This is a genomic window from Cupriavidus sp. H18C2 (assembly GCF_049393795.1).
Taxonomy (GTDB): domain Bacteria; phylum Pseudomonadota; class Gammaproteobacteria; order Burkholderiales; family Burkholderiaceae; genus Cupriavidus; species Cupriavidus pauculus_C.
On record NZ_CP186011.1, the window covers coordinates 1,844,704 to 1,863,882 of the forward strand.

A 19,179-nucleotide genomic window follows, 5' to 3' on the forward strand; every position below is an offset into this window, starting at 1 on the left:
TCATATCGTTCGCCGAAAGAAGTGAATGCCGCACCCGGTGCATCGTCGATACCATTTCCGTCGAACCCGGCACAACTGGCGGAGAACACGATGCGACGAGCACTGAAATGGATGGCGGCGGCCCCGCTGGCGATGGCGTTGGCCGGCGCGGCACACGGGCAGTCTTCCCGATACGAGAATCTGGCGGGCACGCCGTTCCAGGGCGGCTACCCGACCCGCCAGGGCATTACCGCGCTGCAGGACGAGCTGTACTTCCAGCGCGCGGTGCAGAGCTACATCTGGGCGCTGCCGGCGCTGAACATGTACGGCATGAAGGAAGGCTCGGAGAAGACGTTCGGCAAGGGCTACAACGTGCTGCCGATCTGGAAGGACCGGCTGAACGCCAAGACGCGGGTCACCACGCCGAACTCGGACGTGATCTACGCCATGGGCTACCTGGACCTCAAGGAGGACGGGCCGATGGTGATCGAGGTGCCGCCGGGCCTGCAGGGCATCCTCGACGACTTCTTCCAGCGGCCGATCTGCACGGAAGGCGAGATCGAAGGCCGCCGCTGGTGCGGCGACGTGGGCCTGCCCGGGCCCGACAAGGGCAAGGGCGGCAAGTACCTGCTGCTGCCGCCCGACTACCGCGGCGAGGTGCCGCCGGGCTACATCACCATGCGCTCGCGCACCTACGGCGTATTCGTGTTCTGGCGCGGCTTCTTCAAGGACCCGAAGGCGCTGGCCGAGCCGGTGCGCGTGATGGAACAGACCCGCATCTACCCGCTGGGCAAGGAGGCATCGGCGCGGCCGATGCAGTTCCCGAACGCGTCGGGCGTGCCCGTCGACATGCTGTACCCCACCGACGGCTCGGCCTTCGACATGCTGGCCCGCTACATCGCGCACGAGTACGCCGACCCGCAGGACATGGAAATGCGCGGCATGCTGGCCGCGCTGGGCATCCGCAAGGACAAGCCGTTCGCGCCGGACGCGCGGCAGCGGGCGCTGCTGGACAAGGCCGCGCGCACGGCAGCCAAGATGGCGCACGTGGCGTCTTACGAGCCGCAGACCATCGTCGAGAACGGCCTCTGGTACCCGGACCGGCGCTGGCTCAACGTCTTCCCGGGCAACGCCACGTTCACGGCCGAGACGTTCAACTATATCGACCCGCGCACCGGGTTCTTTGCCAACGCCTACTCGGCCAGCCCGGGCATGGCCGTGGAAATGGTGAACGTGGGCGCCAAGTATCCGGCGACGTTCGTCGATGCCGACGGCAAGTTCCTGAGCGGCGGTAACCGCTACAAGCTGACGCTGCCGAAGGACGTGCCGGCCGCGCTGTTCTGGTCCGTCACGATCTATGACTCGCTGAAGGCGACCGGCGTCGACAACGGCCAGCCCTTCCCGTCGATCAACACGATGGACAAGCCCGCGCAGAACGCCGATGGATCGACCGACATCTACTTCGGGCCGACATCGCCGGGCGAGGGCCGCAACTGGCTGCGCACGCTGCCGGGGCAGGGCTACTTCGTGATCCTGCGGCTGTACGGCCCGACCCAGGCGTTCTTCGACAAGGCGTGGAAGCCGAGCGACCTGGTCAGGCAGAAGTAGCGCCGCCGGCGGCGGCGCGGCGGATGTCAGCGCTGCCGCTGCTGCCAGGCCTCGTACAGGTCGAGCTCGCCCTGCTGCCGCACGGGCAGGTACTGGATGGTCATCGACTGCTCGGCGAAGGGCCGGGCCAGGTCGGCGTAGATGGCCGCCGTGGACAGCCCGAACGGCTCGCCATCGTCGTTCGAATAGGCGTAGGCCACCTCGGTCACGCCGGCCAGCCGCATCGCCGCCATGCACATCGGGCACGGGTGGCCGCTGGCGTAGACCGCGCAGCCGGCCAGGCTGGGGCTGCCGAGCTTGTGGCTGGCGGCGCGGATGGCGTTCAGCTCGGCGTGCGACGTCGGGTCCTGGGTCTTGTGGATCTCATTGACGGCCGTGGCGATGACCTGGCCATCGCGGACGATCACGGCGCCGAACGGGCGGCCGCCCGCTTCCATGTTGGCGCGCGCCAGGCGGATGGCTTCCTGCAGATACTGTTGGGCTTGCGTCATGCTCGGTCTCCATCGTGCGAAGGGTCCGATCATAACCGCTGCGCCGTGTACTAAGCTGAAGCAGGCCACGCGCTTCACCGGCTGGAAGCCGTGCCGTGCCAGCGGTGCAGCCGGGCGTTTTCGCGGCGGGGTGCCATGTCTCGCTTTCCCTTGCGCCTTCCCTGGCGCTTCTCCATCCGGCTGGCCGGCGCGCCGCTCGTTGCCATGCTGGCCACCATGGGCGGCGCCCTGGCGGCCGAGCCGCCGAGCGCGCTGACCGTCACGTTCCTGCATCCCGACACGTACCAGGACGCCTCGCGCCACGCCGGCTACGGCAGCGACGCGCAGGTGCTGCAGGCGATCCGCCAGCACCTGCAGAAGCTGGCCGCCCGTGGGCTGCCGCCCGGCTACGCGCTGTCGATCGAAGTGCTGGACATCGACCTGGCCGGCTACGTCGACTGGCGCTACCCAAGCGGCCTGCGCATCGTGCGCGACGCCACGTGGCCGCGCATGACGCTGCGCTACGTGCTGACGCACGGCGACGAGACGCTGGCCACGCGCGAGGAACGCATCCACAACATGCACTTCAACTGGGGCGTCAACCTGTACGGCCCCAGCGACCCGCTGCGCTACGAGAAAGCCATGCTCGACGACTGGTTCGAGCGCGCCATCGCGCGGCGCGTGCAGGGCTAGGTCCGCAGCCGGGCCGCGACTAGACTGGGTAGATCGCCACGCGGACCGGAGCCCTGCCATGGCCGACGCCACCTCCACCGACCCGCCCGTCAGCCATTCGACGCTGGCCTTCGGGCGCCTCTACAGCGACGACGCCGGCGAATCGCATTTCGGCGCGCTGTCGTTCGACATGCACGAGCGCGACTTCGCCCCGCCGGCGCCAGCGTTCCGCGTCTCGCGCCTGGACCCGGCCGAGCGGCAGGGTTTCCTGGTCATCCCCACCGGCTGGGTCGGCCAGTTCCATCCCGCGCCGGTGCGCATGTGGATCTTCGTGCTCGATGGCGAGATGGAGTTCGAGGCATCGGACGGCGAGCGCCGCGCGCTGGTACCGGGCAACGCACTGCTGCTGGAGGACACGCACGGCAAGGGCCACGCCAGCCGCGTGATCGGCGGCAATATCGCCACGCTGGCCATGGTGCAGATGCCGGGGGCCGCCGGTTGAGCGCGCCGATGCCGACGCCGGATGGGCCGCACCCGCCACCGCCTGCGCCGCCGACCGGCGTCCCGTCGGGCTTCCGGCAGGGCATCATCACGGCCATCACGGTGCTGCTGGGCTTTTCGCTGGCGTTCTGGCGTTTCTGGGGGTTCGAGAGTCCCGGCCACTGGGGCGCCAGCGCGCTGCTGGCCGCGTTGTGCCTGATCGTCGCGGTGGCGCTGCAGATTCTGGCCCTGTTTCGCGCGCTGCGGCTGGAAGACGACAGCATCCCGGAATACCGCAAGACCGTACGCTGGTTCATTGCGTCGGCGGTGGCACTGCTGGTGGGGCTGACCATCGCCATGCTGGATGCCGCCATCGCCACGGACGCGGTCTGACCGATCCGGCGGGGGGCGCTACCGGAACATCCCCGGCGCGTAGGTCTTGACGAAAAACGCCAGCGTGATGCACGACGTGGCCAGCAGCGTGCCCGCCCGCACCACGCGCGGCGGCGTGAGCTTGCCGAGCAGCGCGCCGCCGTAGCCGCCCAGCACCGCGCCGATCAGCATCGCCAGCGTCTCTGGCCAGCGCACGGCTCCCGCCACGATAAAGGCGATCACGGCCACCGCGTTGGCGGCGCTGACCATCAGCGTGCGCGGGGCATTGAGCCGCTTGATGTCGCGGCTGTCGAGCAGGCCCCACATGGCGATCATCATGATGCCGACGGCCCCGCCGAAATAGCCGCCATAGACGCCCAGCGCGAACTGCACGGCCAGCACGGCATTGGCGTGGACATGGCAGCGCCTGCGCAGCGCCTCGCCCAGTTGGCGCCCGAACGCCAGCGCCACGCAGGCCACCAGCAGCAGCCACGGCAGCACGAACGTGAACGCGGCCGATGGCGTGCGCAACAGCAGCAGCGCCCCGGCCAGCCCGCCGCACAGCGTGGCCACCAGCAGCGCCCGCAGCGACACGGCGCCCACCGGGCCCAGCCCGTCGCGATAGGCCCACGCGCTGGCGAGCCCGCCCGGAAACAGCGCCACGGTGCTGGACGTGTTCGCCTGAACCGGTGGCACCCCGGCGGCGATCATCGCCGGCAGGCTGACGAACGAGCCCCCGCCAGCCAGGGCATTCATCGCGCCAGCCACAAATCCAGCGCCAAGAACCATCAGTATCGGATCCATGGACGGAATGCTATGCACCGGCGGCCCGGTCCGCAATCTGGCATTTCCGGTGCTAGACTTCGGCGCATCCGAAAGCAGAGGAGCGTTGCGGTGCGTTTCGACCTGACCGACATGCGGCTGTTCCTGAGCGTCGTGGAATGCGGCAGCCTGACCCACGGCGCCCGCGCGATGCACCTTGCGGTGGCGTCCGTCAGCGAGCGCATCGCCGGCATGGAGGCCGCGCTGGGCGCGCCGCTGCTGGAACGCAACCGGCGCGGCGTGCGGCCCACCGCGGCGGGCGAGGCGCTGGTGCGCCACGCGCGCTCGATCCTGGGCCAGGTGGAGCAGATGCGCGGCGAACTGCGCCACTACGCCACGGGCCTCAAGGGCCGCATCCGGCTGCTGTCGAATACCGCCGCGCTGGCTGCCTTCCTGCCGCCCCCCCTGTGCCGCTTCCTGGCCGCCCATCCGGACCTGTCGGTCGACCTGGGCGAGCGTCCCAGCGCGGAGATCGTCCAGGCGCTGGCCGAGGGCCGCGCCGACCTGGGCATCGTCGCCGACATCACCGATGTCTCGACGCTCCAGACCCACCGCATCGCCCAGGACCAGCTCGTGGTCGTGGCCGGCCGGATGCATCCGATTGCCACGCAGGAAACGGTGGCGTTTGCGGACATCGTGGGCGAGCCGATCGTCGGCGTGGCCGACACGGCGCTGGAATCGCACCTGGCCGAGCGCGCCGCGCGGCTGGGGCGCCAGCTGCACTACCGCGTGCAGCTTCGCAACGTCGAGCATGTGGCGATGCTGGTCGACGCCGGCATCGGCATCTCGATCGTGTCCGACGCACTGGCGCAGACCATGCCGCGCGGGCTGGCCATCCTGCCGCTGTCCGAACCCTGGGCGACCCGCCGCCTCTATCTCTGCGCGCGCGATTTCCAGGCGCTGACGCCCCACGCGCAACTGCTGGCGCGGCAACTGACCGAAGGCTGACGGCCGCGCTCAAGTCGGGCCCGCGGAAAGCCGTAAAATCCCGGGACATCGTCTGGAAGCAATCCCATGAAGCAAGTATTCCTGCTGGCCCTGGCCTGCCTGGCCGGCGCGGCCCATGCGCAGTCCACCGTGGGCGCCGTCGCGGCGCCGCTGGGGCTGGAGCTGGGCAAGACCCAGTGCGCAAGGCTGACGCCCGGCCCGAACCGCGAGAAGACCGGCAAGACGCCGTGGGCCGGCGGCGACGCCTTCGAGCTGCGCCACCTCGACCGATTCAACCTGCCCGGACTGACGCGCGCGGTCGTCAATTGCGATGCGCAGGACCTGGTGACGCTGGTGACGCTGACCTTCGACCGCACCGCGCTGGACGACGTCACGCACAAGCTCGACGCGCGCTACGAATCGAAGCGCAAGACCGACGCCAACGCCCAGAACGCCTACGCCGAGTGGGCGGCCGCCAATGGCACGCTGGAACTGCTGTACGCCCGCGACGGCAAGCAGTTCACCGTGGCGTACTGGGGCAAGGGCGCCAAGGCGCGCTACTTTGCCTATGGCAGCAACCCGGACAAGGCGCCCGCCGCCTCGGCTGCGCCCGCCCCCGCCAAGGTGCCGGCTGCGCTCTAGCCGGTTGCCCGGCAAGGTGTAATCTTCAGCCTGCATCGGGATGCCGCCGGCGTCCCGCCTGACTGGAGAATCCCCATGACTTCCAAAGCCTCCGCCCGCCGGCAGGCGTTCCGGCAGCAGGTGGCGGCGCGCCAGGCGCTGCTGATGCCCGGCGCGTTCAACGCCATGAGCGCGCGCGTGATCGAGGACCTCGGCTTCCAGGCGGTCTACCTGACCGGCGCGGGCGTCACCAACATGTCGTTCGGACTGCCCGACCTGGGCTTCATCGGCTTGAGCGACATCGCCGAGCACACCGCCCGCGTGCGCGACGCCGTGGACCTGCCGCTGCTGGTGGATGCGGACACCGGGTTCGGCAACGCGCTGAACGTGCACCACGCGGTGCGCACGCTGGAACGGGCCGGCGCCGATGCCATCCAGCTCGAAGACCAGGTGATGCCGAAGAAGTGCGGCCACTTTGCCGGCAAGCAGGTCATCGGCACGGGCGAGATGGTCGGCAAGATCCGGGCCGCCACCGACGCGCGCGACGACCCCGATTTCCTGATCGTGGCCCGTACCGATGCGGCGGCCGTGCACGGCATCGACGACGCCATCGACCGGGGCCACCGGTTTGCCGAAGCCGGCGCGGACATCCTGTTCCTGGAGGCCATCGAGGACCTGCGCGACATCGAGCGGCTGCCCGGCCTGTTCGACGTGCCGCTGCTGATCAACATCGTGATCGGCGGCAAGACACCGGTGCAGGGCCGCGACGCGCTGGAGCGGATGGGCTACGGCCTGGTGCTGTACGCCAACGCCGCGTTGCAGGGCGCCGTGCGCGGCATGCAGCAGGCGCTGGACCTGCTGCAGACCCAGGGCCAGATGACCGAGGACCCCGCCATCGTCGTCCCGTTCGGCGAACGCCAGCGGCTGGTGCGCAAGCCGCGCTACGACGAGCTGGACGGCCGCTATCAGAGCGACGACTGACGCGACGACTGACACCGATCACTCAGACACCTGGATCGACGGCCAGCAGCCACAGCGACGCCACGCCCACGATCACGAGGCTCAGCGCCCAGACCGCGTCGAGGTTGAACCAGCTGCGCGAGACCAGTTGCGGGCCGACGTAGCGCCACGCCAGCCACGCCAGCGCGCCGCCCGCCACGAGCATCGCGGCGGTGTGGATGGCCGCCACCAGCAGCGCGGTGCCGGCGTTGCCGAAGGCCAGCGTGGTGGCCGCCTGGTGCCCGGCATCGGGCGCGGTGCAGAGGCCCAGATAGATCGGCAGGAGCATCAGCCCGGCACCGTGGGCCAGCGCCACCGCAAACGACCAGAGCATCAGCCGTGACGGCGGGATGCGCGCCAGCACGCGCGGATGCCGGCGCCGGCACAGCAGCACCACGCCGCAGGCCGTCACCAGCACCGCCGCCGTCATGCGGATCGTTGGCGCCCATGCGGCCAGCGCGGCCAGCAGGCCGAACGGCAGCGTGAGCGCGAGCACGGCCACCGCGTGGCCCACGCCAAGGTAGCCCAGCGACACCGGCAACTGCCGGCCACTGCGCGCGAGCATCGCGCCGGAGACGGCCAGCGGCCAGCCCATCGCCGGGTTGATGCCGTGGTAGAGGCCGCTCGCCACCACGGCGACCCACAGGCCGATCGGCTCCCAGCTTGCGGTCAAGCGTGCTCCGGCGCCTGCACCGACGTGTAGCAGAACGAATCGGTCGAGCAGTCGCCGCCTTCGAGCCGGATCTGATGCGCGCGGTAGCCGTCGGGGAACGTCACGCGAAACCGGTCGTCGAGCGTCAGCCCGCCCTCGGGGCCGGCGTGGGCCATCACCTGCGTGCCGGGCACGCCGTCGGGATAGAACTGGTCGTCCCAGGTGGAATACAGCGAATTGGTCCAGTACACGCGCCGCCCGTCGCGGCTGATCTCCACCATCTGCGGGCCGCCCGCGAACGGCTGGCCATCGGGATGCGGCGTGCGCCGGACGATGCCGCCCACGTGCACCGATCCGGTCTGCCGGGGCTTGCGCGGGTCGCTGACGTCGTACTGGCGCATCTCGCCCGTGCCCCAGCACGACACGTACAGGAAGCGGTCGTCCAGCGACAGGTCGATATCGGTCACCAGCGGCGGCACGGCGCCAAAGCCCTTGAGCAGTGGCGGCAGGTCGTCGGCGGCGGCCGGCTCGGGCGGGATCGTCGCGGTCTTCTCGATATGGAACTGGCCGCCCTCGCGCCACCACGTCCAGATCGAGCCTTCCAGGTTGGTCGTGTCGACCACCACGCCAACAAAGCCGTACTCGCGCACGGGGTCGTGCGCGGGACGCACCTCCAGCGCCATCTGGTGCTGCGCGCCAAGGTCGATGGTCTGCACGTTGCGCCGCGCGCGCAGGTCCCAGAAGTGCAGCCGGTGGCCATAGCGGTTGGCCAGCAGGTCTTCGGGCACCAGCCCGCGCTCGAACTGCGGCGGCAGCGCCCATTCGCTCGACACCATGTAGTCGCGCGGCAGGTTCCACCAGAAGTCGTAGTGCTTGTCCTGCGGGCCGCGGTCAATCTCCCAGCGGCCCAGCACCTCGAATGTCTCGCAGTCCATGATGAAGATGCCCGGCGCGCCGTCGGTGCCGTCGGGGCCGGCGCCGCCCAGCGTGCTGACGTAGATGCCATCCGGGCCGCAATGCACTGTGTGCGGGCGCGAATAGCCGGTCTTGCGGAACACTTCCTCGGGTTCGATGACCTTGTGGATGCGTGCCTGCGTGGGGTCGGGCCGCGTATCGACGATGTAGATGCGCGAGCTGCGCATGCCCGGGATGACCAGGTAGCGGCGCTGCAGGAAGGCGTGGCCGGTGAGCGGCGACAGCGCCGACGAGCACGCATTCCAGCCGAAGTGGTGCAGCTCGTCGCCCCTGGCCGTCATGGGTACCGTGTGCACCACCTGGCCGTAGCGCGGCGATGCGGGATTGACGTCGATGACCGCCAGCGCGTCGGGCTGCGACGCATCGGGGCTCAGCAGCAGCGTGTAGGCGTGGGTTTCCGCCGGGGCCTGCATCGCGAGCCGCGGCGATGCATGGAAGGTCGGATCGGGCCGCAGGTCCATGGTGAGGTCTCCTCGGGAACGCGCAGGGGCGCGTGCCTGAGTAGCCTAGGTCGGCGTACCGGACACGTCAAAGGCTGCGCCTGCCAAGCGTAGGCGCACGGAAGGCCGCCGCGAACGAAGATCGCGGCATATCGATACGCGGCCCGTGGCGTCCCCCGGGGGGCCTGCCACTTCACCGGCCGCGCGGGCCGGTGACGGGCGTCAGGCTGGCTTGCCGTCGGGCCGGGTGGGCGCGTCGGGATCGGCCAGTTCCTCAGGCGTCGGCTCGGCCTCGCTCTGCCCGGCCGTGCCGGGCTGGTCGGCCTGCCCCGGCTGCCCGGTCAGGCCCGGTTCGCCGGGCTGGCCGGTCCAGCTCGTGTCCTGCGTGCCGGGCACCACGCGGATGTCGTTCTCGACGTCCTTGACGCCCGACACCATCGCGGCGATGTCCTCGATCCGGTATTTCTGCTGGCGTGCCGGCACGGTGCCGGTCAGCTTCACCCATCCATCGGTCACGTTCACCTCCACTTCGCGTACATCGACATGGCGCGCATGGGCCAGCCGCTCGCACAGGTCCTCGCGGATCCGTTCGTCGCTGCGGGTGTAGCCCTTGGGCCCACCCAGCCCGCGGCCGGGGCGATAGGCGGCGGCGCCGTCGTAGCGGTCGCCGTCGCGGATTTCGTCGGGATAGCCACCGTCGATGCCCCAGCCGGCGCGCCCCGTGTAGCGCATCTGCTCCATGCGGCGCGGATCGCCGCCGTAGCCGCGCGGCGGCTGGCGCAGGGTGTCGAGGTAGCGGTCATCGGGCGGGCCGCGCCTCATGGCCGCCCCGCGCCCTGCTTGCCGGACTTGCCGGACTTGCCGGACTCGCCGCCCGCGTCCTTGCCCCTGGACGGCTCCGCCGCGCCCGAATCGGCCTGGTGCTGGGCACCTGGGTCCTCGTTGCGGAACCCGCCGTAGCTGCTCTGGCCCGGATCGGCGCTGCGGCTCTTCACCTCGTCGGCGCGGCGGTCGGTGCGCACGCCGGGATTGGTGGGGGTGTCGGTGGGCTTGGCGTCGCCGCCGGTGCGTGGTTTGCTCGACATCACAATCTCCAGAAAGCCTGTCTGCGGAACCGCGCGCAAGCATCGTGCCTGTCTGGCGGGCATGCGCCGTGGCGGCCACCGGCATGTCCCTTGCGTCTTGCGTGCCATGGATACCAACGATCTGCGGAGGCCGATCATGCGCGCACAACTTTCCCGTCTTTCCCGCCATGCACGATCCGTTGGCGCCTGGCTTGGCTGCGTGGCCGCCGCGGCATCGCTGCTGATGCTGGCCGCGCCGGCGCAGGCGGCGCCGCTGTCCGACAAACCCGGCACCGCGCTGGCCGGCGACGCCGACGCCATGTTCCTGCGCAAGGCCGCGCTGGCCGGATCGATGGAGATCCAGGCCAGCACGCTGGCCGAAAGCCGCGCCAGCAGCCCGGCCGTGAAGGCGTTTGCGGCGCAGATGGTCAAGGACCATCGCGCTGCGGAGGCCAAGCTCAAGCAGCACGCGCAGCGCCTGGGCGTGCAGGTGCCGGCGTCCCCGCTGGACAACGACAAGCAGGCGCTCGCCAGGCTCGGGCAGCTCAAGGGTGCCGATTTCGACCGGGCCTACGCGCAGCAGATTGGCGTGGACGCGCACCAGGACGCCGTGGCGCTGTTCCGGAAGGCCGTGGACGACACCAAGGACGACGGCGTCAAGGCGTTCGCGCGCGAGACGCTGCCCACGCTGAACCACCATCTTGAGATGGCCCGCCAGATGGCCGGCCAGGTGAAGTAGCCGAGGCACGCCGCTTCACGTGCAGGTCCGGCCGATTGCAGATCGTGCCGGGCATCGCGCACACCCGGTGCAAAATCTGCCCGGCCCGGGACGCCTAGTCGACGTTGCAGAGGAAGTACTGCGAGACGATGGCCCGCGTGGTCGGGCTGGTGTCCAGGTGGTCCAGCCCGTCGGGCGACGTCCATTTCACGTGCTTGATCTCGTTGCGCGGCTTGGCGTTGGCCGACTTGCCGACCGTGGCCGCGAACACGTGGTGGACCGTCGTCGCCCCGATGAACTGGAACGCGGCCGTCATCGCCTTGGCCTCCAGCGCGGTTTCCTCGCGCAGTTCGCGGCGGCCGGTGTCGATCAGCGGCTCCTGGCTGTCCGGCCGCCCGCCCGGCAGCGCCCAGCGCGCGCCGTCCTTCGACACGAGCAGCACCTGCCCCGCGCGTACGCAGATGACCGTGGCTCTGATTTTTGGTTTGAGGAATGGCATGTCGGTCGTGGGGGTGCGCGTTGCCTGGTGCATGGTGCCGGGGCCCGTGATGCGTGGTTCCACTATAGCGATGGCCGCCCGCCGCCCGCTTGCGCGTCAGCCCGGCCGTTGCTGTGCGGAACGGTGAATTTCCGGACACGCGCGCAGCGTGCGCCGTGGCGCCCGCCACGGCAATGGATTGCCATCACGAAGCACGCGCCATGCCACTAGGGCCGCCCGGCCGCCATGGCGAGCGCATGATAGTGCGAAATCCGCTCCAGCGCCCATTCGGACGCCGCCTTGCGGATTTCCGTGCGATTGCCGCTGAAGCGCCGCGTCTCAGTGTACTCGCGCACCGTCTGGGTCTTGCCCGGCAGGCGGAACAGCCACGCGAAGCACTGGGTGCCGGCCGGCGTGCCATCGGGCGCGCCATCGTCGGCCACGCCGGTGTTGGCCACCGCCACGTCGGCCTGGCTGATGCGCATCACGCCGCGCGCCATCGCCAGCGACACCGCCTCGCTGGTCAGCCCGTGGCGCGCAATCAGGTCTGGATTGACGCCCAGGATCTGCTCCTTGGCATCGGGCGAGTACGCGACGATGGCGCACTTGAGCGTGCCGCCGCAGCCGGGCACGTCAGCGATATGCGACGCGATCAGCCCCGCCGTGCACGACTCCGCCGTGGCCAGCCGCAACTGCTGGCGCTGCAGGAACTGCGCTGCCTGTTCAGCCGGTTGCATGATCGACCTCCCATTCGCGCCGGCCACTTATCCCTTGATCGACCGGGGATCGTGCCCGAACGAGTTGCGCGAGCGGATCTGGCCGTCGCGGCCATGGATGAACAGCTCCGACTGGTTGCGCCGGGCCAGCTCCGTGGCCGCCTCGATGGCGTCCTCCTGCGTGGCGAACAGCTTGCGGCCCGCCGGGGTCCTGGCCTCTTCCACGGCCCAGCCTTCGGGGGCGGGCACCACGTGTACGTCCTTGCTCATGGGGTCACCTCTGGATGTTTGTCACATAGCGTACTTATTCACCCAAAGCGCCCCGCGCGGTAGTCGGCCGGGGTCTGACAACCGTGTAGGCCAAATGGCGATCGGCGCCGCGTCAGTGGTCGGCGCCGCCGGCAAAGTGCTGCCGCACCAGCCGCGCGGCCTCTTCCCACAGCACCGGCGAGCCGCGCTCGATGGGCGGACGGTAGCGCGCGGCGGCCTGCGCCTCGGTGACCTGCATCTCCACCCACGATCCGCCGCCCGTGGCCGCGTTGTGCAGCAGCGGCTGGAAGCGGTCCACCGCCTTGGCAAAGCGCGCGTCGGCGCTCTGGCCGGCCTCGAACTCGTCCCACAGGCTGCGGAACTCGGCGGCCTGGGCATCGGGCAGCATCCCGAAGATCCGCTCGGCGGCCAGTTGCTCGCGCGCGGCCTGGGCGGCGTGCGCGGCGGTATCGTGGAACGGCACGTCGCCGGCGTCGATCTCGACGATGTCGTGCAGCAGCAGCATCTTCACCACGCGGGTCACGTCGACGGGCTCGGCGGCATGCTCGGCCAGCACCAGCGCGTACATGGCCAGGTGCCACGAGTGCTCGGCACTGTTCTCGCGGCGCGACTGGTCGATCAGCGGCGTCATGCGGATCACGCGCTTGAGGCGGTCGATCTCGCGCAGGAACTGGAGTTGGCGTTCAAGGTGGGAAAGGTTCACGGTCAGGACGGGCAGCTACAGGGGACGCCCGAAGTCTAGCAGCGCCCCGGCGGCGCGGCGGGTGTCGGCCCCGGCCCGGCAGGCGGCGCGCGCGCTGTTGGCCTTCGCCCGACACCAAGGGCCCGGATCGGCCCCGGGAGCGGCATGCCCGGCACTTCAAGCGGCCGTTTGATGGTGGTACGGCTCGTGCGTTATAGCCCCCCGAGCGCGCCAACGCGCTCGTTGCCTTTCTACCTGTTTTACGGAGTGTTGCCATGTCCCGCAGAGTTACCGCTTTCCACATTTTCACCGCCATCGTTGCCCTGGGGCTGACCGCCGGCGCCGCCCACGCCGCGTCCCCGCGCGGCGGCACGCCTGCCGGCGAGCTGTACGGCTACAGCTACCGCGTCGACACGCGCGACGTCTACACCGATGGCGCCCGCAGCGGCCAGTTCGACCCGTACAGCGAAGGCGCGCGCAACGTTGCGCCGGTCACGCGCGAGCGTGACGACGACCGCTCGCTGTCGGGCATGGATCGCCGCGGCGTGTCCGCCGAGCCGGCGCGCACGGTCGACGTCTACACCGACGGCGCCGCCGCCTGAGGCCCCCCGCGCGGCCGTGCCCGACCACCGGGCGTGGCCGCGCCTGCCCTACGCCGACGATGCCGTCCCGGGTCGACATACGCTGCCTTTGCCACACTCGCACTGGGCCGCGGGCATCGTTTGGCCATAGACTGAAAGCTACCGCGCGCAGCCTGGCGCGGCTGTACAACCAGCCAATCCCCACCCAGCGAGCGAAGCACCATGTCGATTCCCCACCTGTCGTCCGGCCAGACCGCCAGCGTGCTGCCGCTGGGCGCCAACCTCAAGAACACCCCCACCACCGCGCTGTTCAAGGCGCCCCACATGGAAGTGGCACGCCTGGTGATGCTGGCCGGCAAGCAGTTGCCGCCGCACGCCGTGGCCGGGCCGCTGACGATCCAGTGCATCGAGGGCGAGATCGAGGTCGCGCTCGACCACGGTTCGCAACGGCTGCGCGCGGGCGACCTGATCTACCTGGCCGGCAACGTCCGGCACGACGTGAAGGCGCTCAGCGACGCGTCGCTGCTGCTGACCATCGTGCTGCTGGACGGCGCGCGCTAGCCACGCATCCACGCAGGAAGGGGCCCCGCAGGGCCCCTTTCCATCGCGCCGTGGCCCGCGCTACGGCGCGGCGCGGCGTTCGGCCAGCAGCTTCTGGATGGCCGCCTCGGTTTCCTTGTAGCGGCCCTCGCCATAGTGCTGGTAGACGATGCGGCCGTTGGCATCGATCAGGTACAGCGCCGGCCAGTACTGGTTGCGATACGCGGACCACGTGCCGTAGGCGTTGTCCTGCGCCACCGGGTAGCGGATGTCGTACCGCTTCAGCGCCGCCTGCACGTTCTCGGTCGATTTCTCGAACGGAAACTCGGGCGTGTGCACGCCCACCACGACGAGCCCCTGGTCCTTGTACTTGTCATGCCACTGCTTGATGTACGGCAGCGTGTTCACGCAGTTGCCGCAGGCATAGGTCCAGAAGTCCACCAGCACCACCTTGCCGCGCAACTGCTGCATGGTCAGCGGGGTCGTGTTCAGCCAGTTGTTGATGCCCACGAATTCGGGCGCGGCGCCCTGGTCGCCCACTTTCGGGCTTTCGGCAATCGCGCCGGTGCCGAAGGTATAGATCGCGGCGATGCCGATGGCGGCAAGCATGGCGCGGAGTACGTTACGCATGATTCGGGGGCCTTTCTGTAAGGTCGGCGCCCCGCCGCCTGCCTGGGCAGGCCACGGGGCACGCGGGGCGGGTCAGACCAGTTCGGTCTCGATGTGGACGTTGCCGTGCAGGGCCTTCGAGTACGGGCAGGTGCGGTGCGCCGTTTCCACAAGCTGGCGCGCCACGTCGCGGTCCACGCCGGGAATGTGCACGCGCAGCCGGGCCTGCAGCAGGAACTCCACGCCGGCCGTGCCGAGGTCGACTTCGGTATCCACCGACAGGTCCTGCGGCAGTTGCACCTTGGCCTTCGACGCCGCGATGCCGATGGCGCCGATGAAGCAGGCGGACCAGCCGGCAGCCAGCAGCTGCTCGGGGTTCGTGCCCTGGCCCTTGCCGGCGAAGTGCGAGAGCTGGATATCCAGCTTGCCGTCGCTGCTGCGGGCCGATCCGTCGCGGCCACCGGACGTGACGTGGACCTTGCCGGTGTACAGGACTTTTTCGATGCGGGTCATGGTGTTCCTTTTCCTTCTGTTGCAGGGGTTGAGTCAGGGTTTTCAGGGTCGATCGGGGGCGGATGCCGCCTCAGGCGTAAGCGCCGTCGAGGTAGGGATCGGCGCTACGCGCCGGGGGCGCCGAGACGCCGGTGCGGTCCATGCCGGCCACCGTGTGGGCGCCGTCGTAGTACGGGCTGCGCGGTTCCTGCACCGAGCGGGCGCCTTCCGAGTACGGGTCGCGCTGGTCCTGCACCGAGCGGGCACCATCGAGGAACGGATCGGCCGAACGGACCAGGGCTACCGTGCGGGCGCCGTCGTAGTACGGGCTGCGCGGTTCCTGTACCGAGCGGGCGCCATCGTAGTAGGGGCTACGCTGGTCCTGCACCGAGCGGGCACCATCGAGGAACGGATCAGCCGAGCGGACCAGGGCTACCGTGCGGGCGCCGTCGTAGTACGGGCTGCGCGGCTCCTGCACCGAGCGGGCGCCTTCCGTGTACGGGTCGCGCTGATCCTGCACCGAGCGGGCACCATCGAGGAACGGATCAGCCGAGCGGACCAGGGCCACCGTGCGGGCGCCGTCGTAGTACGGGCTGCGCGGCTCCTGCACCGAGCGGGCGCCTTCCGTGTACGGGTCGCGTGCTTCGGTGGCGGAACGGGCGCCTTCGGTGAACGGGTCGCGGGCACCGAGGACGGAAGCCTGTGCGCCAGCAGCGGCGGCAGCGAGGGCAACGGCGAGGACGAGGCGTTGGGCGAGAGTCTTGGACATGATCGGTTTCCTTTTGGATAGCGGTTTGCGGTATGAGTCGGGGTTGTGCCGAAGCAGCGTTTTCGCCTTGTCGTTGTTGCGTTGCGCTGCCACGGAACGTATTTAAGGCGCCCGACGTATCGCGCCCGTAGCGACTTCACGGCCGTTCTGTCAGGGCACGTATCGTCGCGGCGCGTTGATACAGTCGCGTACAAAAAGGGGGGAAGGACGGCTGGAAGGCGGGTGGCCTGGCCTGGGCAGGCCGGGTGGGAGGTGCTGCCGGGAGGGGCTGGGAAGGGATGACGCAGCGAGCTGCGGCGTCAGGAAGTGCAGTTTGCTCCGCGGCGGGGCGGGTTGCGCTGCTTGGCGGCCAACATCGCGATTTGAACCGCTGGCCCTCTCCCCCAACCCCTCTCCCGCAGGCGGGAGAGGGGAGCAAGACATCGGGATGTCGAGCTCGCAGCGGAATTCCAGCGATGGTGGTCTCCCCTCTCCCGCAACGCGGGAGAGGGGCTGGGGGTGAGGGCGTTGAGGCTCTGCTTGCCGAACAACATCGCGATTTGAACCGCCGGCCCTCTCCCCCGACCCCTCTCCCGCAGCGCGGGAGAGGGGAGCAAGACATAGGGATGTCGAGCTCGACGCCGAATTCCAGCGCAGGCGGCAGAGGGGAGCAAGACATCGGGACGTCAAGCTCGCAGCCGAATTCCAGCGATGGTGGTCTCCCCTCTCCCGCAGCGCGGGAGAGGGGCTGGGGGTGAGGGCGTTGAGGCTCTGCTTGCCGACCAACATCGCGATTTGAACCGCTGGCCCTCTCCCCCGACCCCTCTCCCGCAGGCGGGGAGAGGGGAGCAAGACATCGGGACGCCGAGCTCGCAGCCGAATTCCAGCGATGGTGGTCTCCCCTCTCCCGCAGCCGGCAGAGGGGAGCAAGACATCGGGACGTCAAGCTCGCAGCCGAATTCCAGCGATGGTGGTCTCCCCTCTCCCGCAGCGCGGGAGAGGGGCTGGGGGTGAGGGCGCTGAGGCTCTGCTTGCCGACCAACATCGCGATTTGAACCGCCGGCCCTCTCCCCCGACCCCTTTCCCGCAGGCGGCAGAGGGGAGCAAGACACCGGGACGCCGAGCTCGCAGCCGAAGTCCAGCGCAAGCGGCAGAGGGGGAGCAACCCCCGGAACTACGAAACAAAGGCAGACGTCCTGCCGCCCAGCTAGGCCGCCAGCCGTATTTCCGCTGCCAGGCCGCCGCCATCGCGGTTGCGCAGGCTCAGGGAGCCGCCGGCGGCTGTCACGAGCTGGTGGGCGATGGCCAGGCCCAGTCCGGTGCCGCCGGTTTCGCGGTTGCGGGAGCCTTCCAGCCGTACAAACGGCTGCAGCACGGCGTCGAGCTTGTCTTCGGGGATGCCGGGCCCGCGGTCCATGATGGCGATGACCACGGCGCCCGGTTCGCGGCGGACGCCGACTTCCGCCGCCCCGCCGCCGTATTTGATCGCGTTGTCGATCAGGTTGGTCAGCACGCGCCGCAGCGCGTTGGGCCGCGTCAGGATGGCGCCGCCCGCGTTCTGCACCACCGCCACGTCCTTGCCGGTGTCCTGGTAGTCGTAGACGAGGCTTTCGACGAACGATCCCAAATCCACGCGCGACGGCGGCTCGCCGTCGCCGCTGGCGCTGCGGGCATAGGCCAGGCCCTCGCGCACCAGTGTCTGGATTTCGTTCAGATCGTTGACCATCTTGCGCTTTTCCTCGGAATCCTCGGCCATCTCCGCGCGCAGCTTCATCCGCGTGATGGGCGTCTGCAGGTCATGCGAGATGGCGGCCAGGATCTGCACGCGCTCGGCCACGAAGTGCGCAATCCGGCCACGCATCGCGTTGAACGCCCGGGCGGCGCGCGCCACCTCCGTCGGCCCGTCCTCGTCGAGCGGCGCCGACTTCACATTCGGATTCATCGCGTCGGCGGCCTCGGCCAGCGCGACCAGCGGGCGGATCGACAGCCGCACGGCGAACCAGCAGCACAGCACCAGCAACGCCAGTTGCAGCACCAGCACGTAGGGCAGCCATTCGGCGATGGGCGTCATGCGCGGATGCACGTCGATCGTCAGCGGGCTGCCGTCGGTCAGCGTCAGGTGCGCCTGCAACTGCTTGCCGTCGCCGGGAATCCATTCCACCGTGACCGGATACCGCGTGCCTGTGGCCTCCATGATCCGCTCGGCGATGTCCTTGCCGCGCTGGGTCATTTCCGGCACGCCCTGCGCCCCGGGGCCCAGGATGTACTGGTAGTTGCCCCGGTTCACGCGCGGCAGCCACTGCGGCCGTTCGGCGGCCGGAATCCGGTCGAGGATGGCGACGGACGTGGCCACGTCGGTTTCCAGCGTGCCCAGCATCACCTGCCGGGCCGACATGTAGCGCTCGGAGAACAGCACGGCGATCGACATCAGGTGCGCGACGATCAACCCCGTCAGCAGGATCAGGAACAGCCGGGACCCCAGCGTATGGGGCCAGTGCCAGCGGCGGCGAGTGCTCACTGACGTGCCTCCGTGATTTCAACGGGCATCGAGAACACATAGCCCTCGCTGCGCACGGTCTTGATATAGGCCGGCTCGCGGGCGTCGTCATTGAGACGCTGCCGCAGCCGGCTGACCAGCAGGTCGACCGAGCGCTCGAACATGTCGGCCTCGCGGCCCTGCGTCAGGTTCAGCAGCTGGTCGCGGTTCAGCACGCGCTGCGGATGGTCGACGAACACGCGCAGCAGCCGGTACTCGGCGCCGCTCAGCGCGACGATGGTGCCTTCCTTGTCGATCAGGTGGCGCGCCGTGGTGTCCAGCTGCCAGTCGCCGAAGGCCAGCAACTGGCCGGCCTCGGTGATCTGCAGGTTCGGCGGCAGCATGCGCGTGCGGCGCAGCACGGCCTTGATGCGCGCCAGCAGCTCGCGGGCCGCGAACGGCTTGGTCAGGTAGTCGTCGGCGCCCATTTCCAGACCGATGATGCGGTCGGTCTCGTCGTCGCGGGCGGTCAGCATCAGGATCGGCGTGGCCTTGTGCTTGCCGGCACGCAGTTCACGGCAGAGCACCAGGCCGTCGTCGCCGGGCATCATCACGTCCAGCACGATCAGGTCCACCGTGTTGGCCTCCAGGAACTGGCGCATGTGCCGGCCGTCGGGCGCCATGGTCACGCGCAGGCCGTTCTTGGTCAGGTAAGTGGATACCAACTCCCGGATTTCCCGATCGTCGTCAACGATCAGGACGTGGTCTACGTGCGATTCCATCAGCGT

Annotated in this window: 25 protein-coding genes; 10 read left to right on the forward strand and 15 right to left on the reverse strand. The window is 69.6% G+C overall.

All coding sequences use genetic code 11. The features are described 5' to 3' along the window. The first annotated feature begins 90 nt into the window (after positions 1 to 90). Entirely contained in the window at positions 91 to 1,587 is a 1,497-nt protein-coding gene (locus EPAKOI_RS24810; RefSeq protein WP_124685692.1) for a DUF1254 domain-containing protein, read from the forward strand. Positions 1,588 to 1,613: 26 nt separating this feature from the next. On the opposite strand, the gene EPAKOI_RS24815 is transcribed toward EPAKOI_RS24810, so the two are convergent. Beyond that, a complete protein-coding gene (locus tag EPAKOI_RS24815; protein WP_423193992.1) occupies positions 1,614 to 2,078 on the reverse strand; it encodes a nucleoside deaminase in 465 nt (154 codons plus the stop codon). A gap of 135 nt (positions 2,079 to 2,213) precedes the next feature. Between EPAKOI_RS24815 and EPAKOI_RS24820 the strand changes: the two genes are divergently transcribed. The 3 genes from EPAKOI_RS24820 to EPAKOI_RS24830 are packed head-to-tail and all read left to right on the forward strand — an operon-like array spanning position 2,214 to position 3,602. Further along, entirely contained in the window at positions 2,214 to 2,750 is a 537-nt protein-coding gene (locus EPAKOI_RS24820; RefSeq protein WP_124685694.1) for a DUF3016 domain-containing protein, read from the forward strand. A gap of 58 nt (positions 2,751 to 2,808) precedes the next feature. Further along, a complete protein-coding gene (locus tag EPAKOI_RS24825; RefSeq protein WP_124685695.1) occupies positions 2,809 to 3,231 on the forward strand; it encodes a cupin domain-containing protein in 423 nt (140 codons plus the stop codon). 8 nt (positions 3,232 to 3,239) lie between these two features. Continuing rightward, the gene (locus tag EPAKOI_RS24830) at positions 3,240 to 3,602 is read left to right on the forward strand and encodes a hypothetical protein (protein ID WP_423193993.1); all 363 of its coding nucleotides are present in this window, start codon (positions 3,240 to 3,242) and stop codon (positions 3,600 to 3,602) included. An 18-nt stretch (positions 3,603 to 3,620) separates the two neighbouring features. Here EPAKOI_RS24830 and EPAKOI_RS24835 read toward each other — a convergent pair whose 3' ends face one another. Next, positions 3,621 to 4,385, reverse strand: coding sequence for a sulfite exporter TauE/SafE family protein (locus tag EPAKOI_RS24835; protein ID WP_423193994.1), 765 nt, complete (start codon positions 4,383 to 4,385; stop codon positions 3,621 to 3,623). 90 nt (positions 4,386 to 4,475) lie between these two features. Between EPAKOI_RS24835 and EPAKOI_RS24840 the strand changes: the two genes are divergently transcribed. The 3 genes from EPAKOI_RS24840 (at position 4,476) to EPAKOI_RS24850 (ending at position 6,932) form a co-directional block, all read left to right on the forward strand. Further along, on the forward strand, positions 4,476 to 5,351 hold the full coding sequence (locus EPAKOI_RS24840; protein ID WP_423193995.1) for a LysR family transcriptional regulator: 876 nt from the start codon (positions 4,476 to 4,478) through the stop codon (positions 5,349 to 5,351). Positions 5,352 to 5,417: 66 nt separating this feature from the next. Next, the gene (locus tag EPAKOI_RS24845; protein ID WP_423193996.1) at positions 5,418 to 5,972 is read left to right on the forward strand and encodes a hypothetical protein; all 555 of its coding nucleotides are present in this window, start codon (positions 5,418 to 5,420) and stop codon (positions 5,970 to 5,972) included. A gap of 75 nt (positions 5,973 to 6,047) precedes the next feature. Then, positions 6,048 to 6,932, forward strand: coding sequence for an oxaloacetate decarboxylase (locus tag EPAKOI_RS24850; RefSeq protein ID WP_313839736.1), 885 nt, complete (start codon positions 6,048 to 6,050; stop codon positions 6,930 to 6,932). A gap of 22 nt (positions 6,933 to 6,954) precedes the next feature. Here the strand turns inward: EPAKOI_RS24850 and EPAKOI_RS24855 are convergent, their stop codons facing one another. The 4 genes from EPAKOI_RS24855 to EPAKOI_RS24870 all read right to left on the reverse strand — a co-directional run bounded on the left by EPAKOI_RS24855 (position 6,955) and on the right by EPAKOI_RS24870 (position 10,102). After that, complete coding sequence (locus EPAKOI_RS24855) at positions 6,955 to 7,545, reverse strand: hypothetical protein (RefSeq protein WP_253700348.1); 591 nt, start codon at positions 7,543 to 7,545, stop codon at positions 6,955 to 6,957. A gap of 74 nt (positions 7,546 to 7,619) precedes the next feature. Continuing rightward, complete coding sequence (locus EPAKOI_RS24860; protein WP_124685702.1) at positions 7,620 to 9,038, reverse strand: selenium-binding protein SBP56-related protein; 1,419 nt, start codon at positions 9,036 to 9,038, stop codon at positions 7,620 to 7,622. A gap of 201 nt (positions 9,039 to 9,239) precedes the next feature. Next, positions 9,240 to 9,839, reverse strand: coding sequence for a BON domain-containing protein (locus tag EPAKOI_RS24865; protein ID WP_423193997.1), 600 nt, complete (start codon positions 9,837 to 9,839; stop codon positions 9,240 to 9,242). Continuing rightward, entirely contained in the window at positions 9,836 to 10,102 is a 267-nt protein-coding gene (locus tag EPAKOI_RS24870; protein ID WP_423193998.1) for a hypothetical protein, read from the reverse strand. The genes EPAKOI_RS24865 and EPAKOI_RS24870 overlap by 4 nt, the downstream gene beginning before the upstream one ends. Positions 10,103 to 10,238: 136 nt before the next feature. Here EPAKOI_RS24870 and EPAKOI_RS24875 point away from each other — a divergent pair, with 136 nt between their 5' ends. Continuing rightward, complete coding sequence (locus tag EPAKOI_RS24875) at positions 10,239 to 10,820, forward strand: DUF4142 domain-containing protein (RefSeq protein ID WP_423193999.1); 582 nt, start codon at positions 10,239 to 10,241, stop codon at positions 10,818 to 10,820. A 94-nt stretch (positions 10,821 to 10,914) separates the two neighbouring features. Here EPAKOI_RS24875 and EPAKOI_RS24880 read toward each other — a convergent pair whose 3' ends face one another. The 4 genes from EPAKOI_RS24880 to EPAKOI_RS24895 all read right to left on the reverse strand — a co-directional run bounded on the left by EPAKOI_RS24880 (position 10,915) and on the right by EPAKOI_RS24895 (position 12,966). Continuing rightward, the gene (locus EPAKOI_RS24880) at positions 10,915 to 11,298 is read right to left on the reverse strand and encodes an NUDIX hydrolase (protein WP_124685706.1); all 384 of its coding nucleotides are present in this window, start codon (positions 11,296 to 11,298) and stop codon (positions 10,915 to 10,917) included. A gap of 206 nt (positions 11,299 to 11,504) precedes the next feature. Continuing rightward, positions 11,505 to 12,014, reverse strand: coding sequence for a CinA family protein (locus EPAKOI_RS24885; protein ID WP_124685707.1), 510 nt, complete (start codon positions 12,012 to 12,014; stop codon positions 11,505 to 11,507). A gap of 27 nt (positions 12,015 to 12,041) precedes the next feature. After that, positions 12,042 to 12,263, reverse strand: a complete 222-nt coding sequence (locus EPAKOI_RS24890; protein WP_124685708.1) for a DUF2188 domain-containing protein — start codon at positions 12,261 to 12,263, stop codon at positions 12,042 to 12,044. A 112-nt stretch (positions 12,264 to 12,375) separates the two neighbouring features. Next, a complete protein-coding gene (locus tag EPAKOI_RS24895; protein ID WP_124685709.1) occupies positions 12,376 to 12,966 on the reverse strand; it encodes an HD domain-containing protein in 591 nt (196 codons plus the stop codon). Between the two features lie 254 nt (positions 12,967 to 13,220). Between EPAKOI_RS24895 and EPAKOI_RS24900 the strand changes: the two genes are divergently transcribed. Together EPAKOI_RS24900 and EPAKOI_RS24905 are read left to right on the forward strand one after the other, a co-directional pair. Next, entirely contained in the window at positions 13,221 to 13,547 is a 327-nt protein-coding gene (locus EPAKOI_RS24900) for a hypothetical protein (RefSeq protein WP_423194000.1), read from the forward strand. Positions 13,548 to 13,748: 201 nt separating this feature from the next. Then, a complete protein-coding gene (locus tag EPAKOI_RS24905) occupies positions 13,749 to 14,087 on the forward strand; it encodes a cupin domain-containing protein (protein ID WP_423194001.1) in 339 nt (112 codons plus the stop codon). Between the two features lie 60 nt (positions 14,088 to 14,147). Here EPAKOI_RS24905 and EPAKOI_RS24910 read toward each other — a convergent pair whose 3' ends face one another. The 5 genes from EPAKOI_RS24910 to EPAKOI_RS24930 all read right to left on the reverse strand — a co-directional run bounded on the left by EPAKOI_RS24910 (position 14,148) and on the right by EPAKOI_RS24930 (position 19,173). Continuing rightward, a complete protein-coding gene (locus EPAKOI_RS24910; RefSeq protein WP_124685712.1) occupies positions 14,148 to 14,696 on the reverse strand; it encodes a thioredoxin family protein in 549 nt (182 codons plus the stop codon). Between the two features lie 72 nt (positions 14,697 to 14,768). Beyond that, complete coding sequence (locus tag EPAKOI_RS24915) at positions 14,769 to 15,188, reverse strand: organic hydroperoxide resistance protein (protein WP_124685713.1); 420 nt, start codon at positions 15,186 to 15,188, stop codon at positions 14,769 to 14,771. A gap of 70 nt (positions 15,189 to 15,258) precedes the next feature. Beyond that, the gene (locus EPAKOI_RS24920; RefSeq protein ID WP_423194002.1) at positions 15,259 to 15,777 is read right to left on the reverse strand and encodes a copper resistance protein CopQ; all 519 of its coding nucleotides are present in this window, start codon (positions 15,775 to 15,777) and stop codon (positions 15,259 to 15,261) included. Positions 15,778 to 17,122: 1,345 nt separating this feature from the next. Continuing rightward, positions 17,123 to 18,433 (reverse strand): ATP-binding protein, encoded by a 1,311-nt coding sequence (locus EPAKOI_RS24925; protein WP_423194003.1) that lies wholly within the window; start codon positions 18,431 to 18,433, stop codon positions 17,123 to 17,125. Next, positions 18,430 to 19,173 (reverse strand): response regulator, encoded by a 744-nt coding sequence (locus EPAKOI_RS24930; RefSeq protein ID WP_124685715.1) that lies wholly within the window; start codon positions 19,171 to 19,173, stop codon positions 18,430 to 18,432. The genes EPAKOI_RS24925 and EPAKOI_RS24930 overlap by 4 nt, the downstream gene beginning before the upstream one ends. Positions 19,174 to 19,179 lie beyond the last annotated feature (6 nt).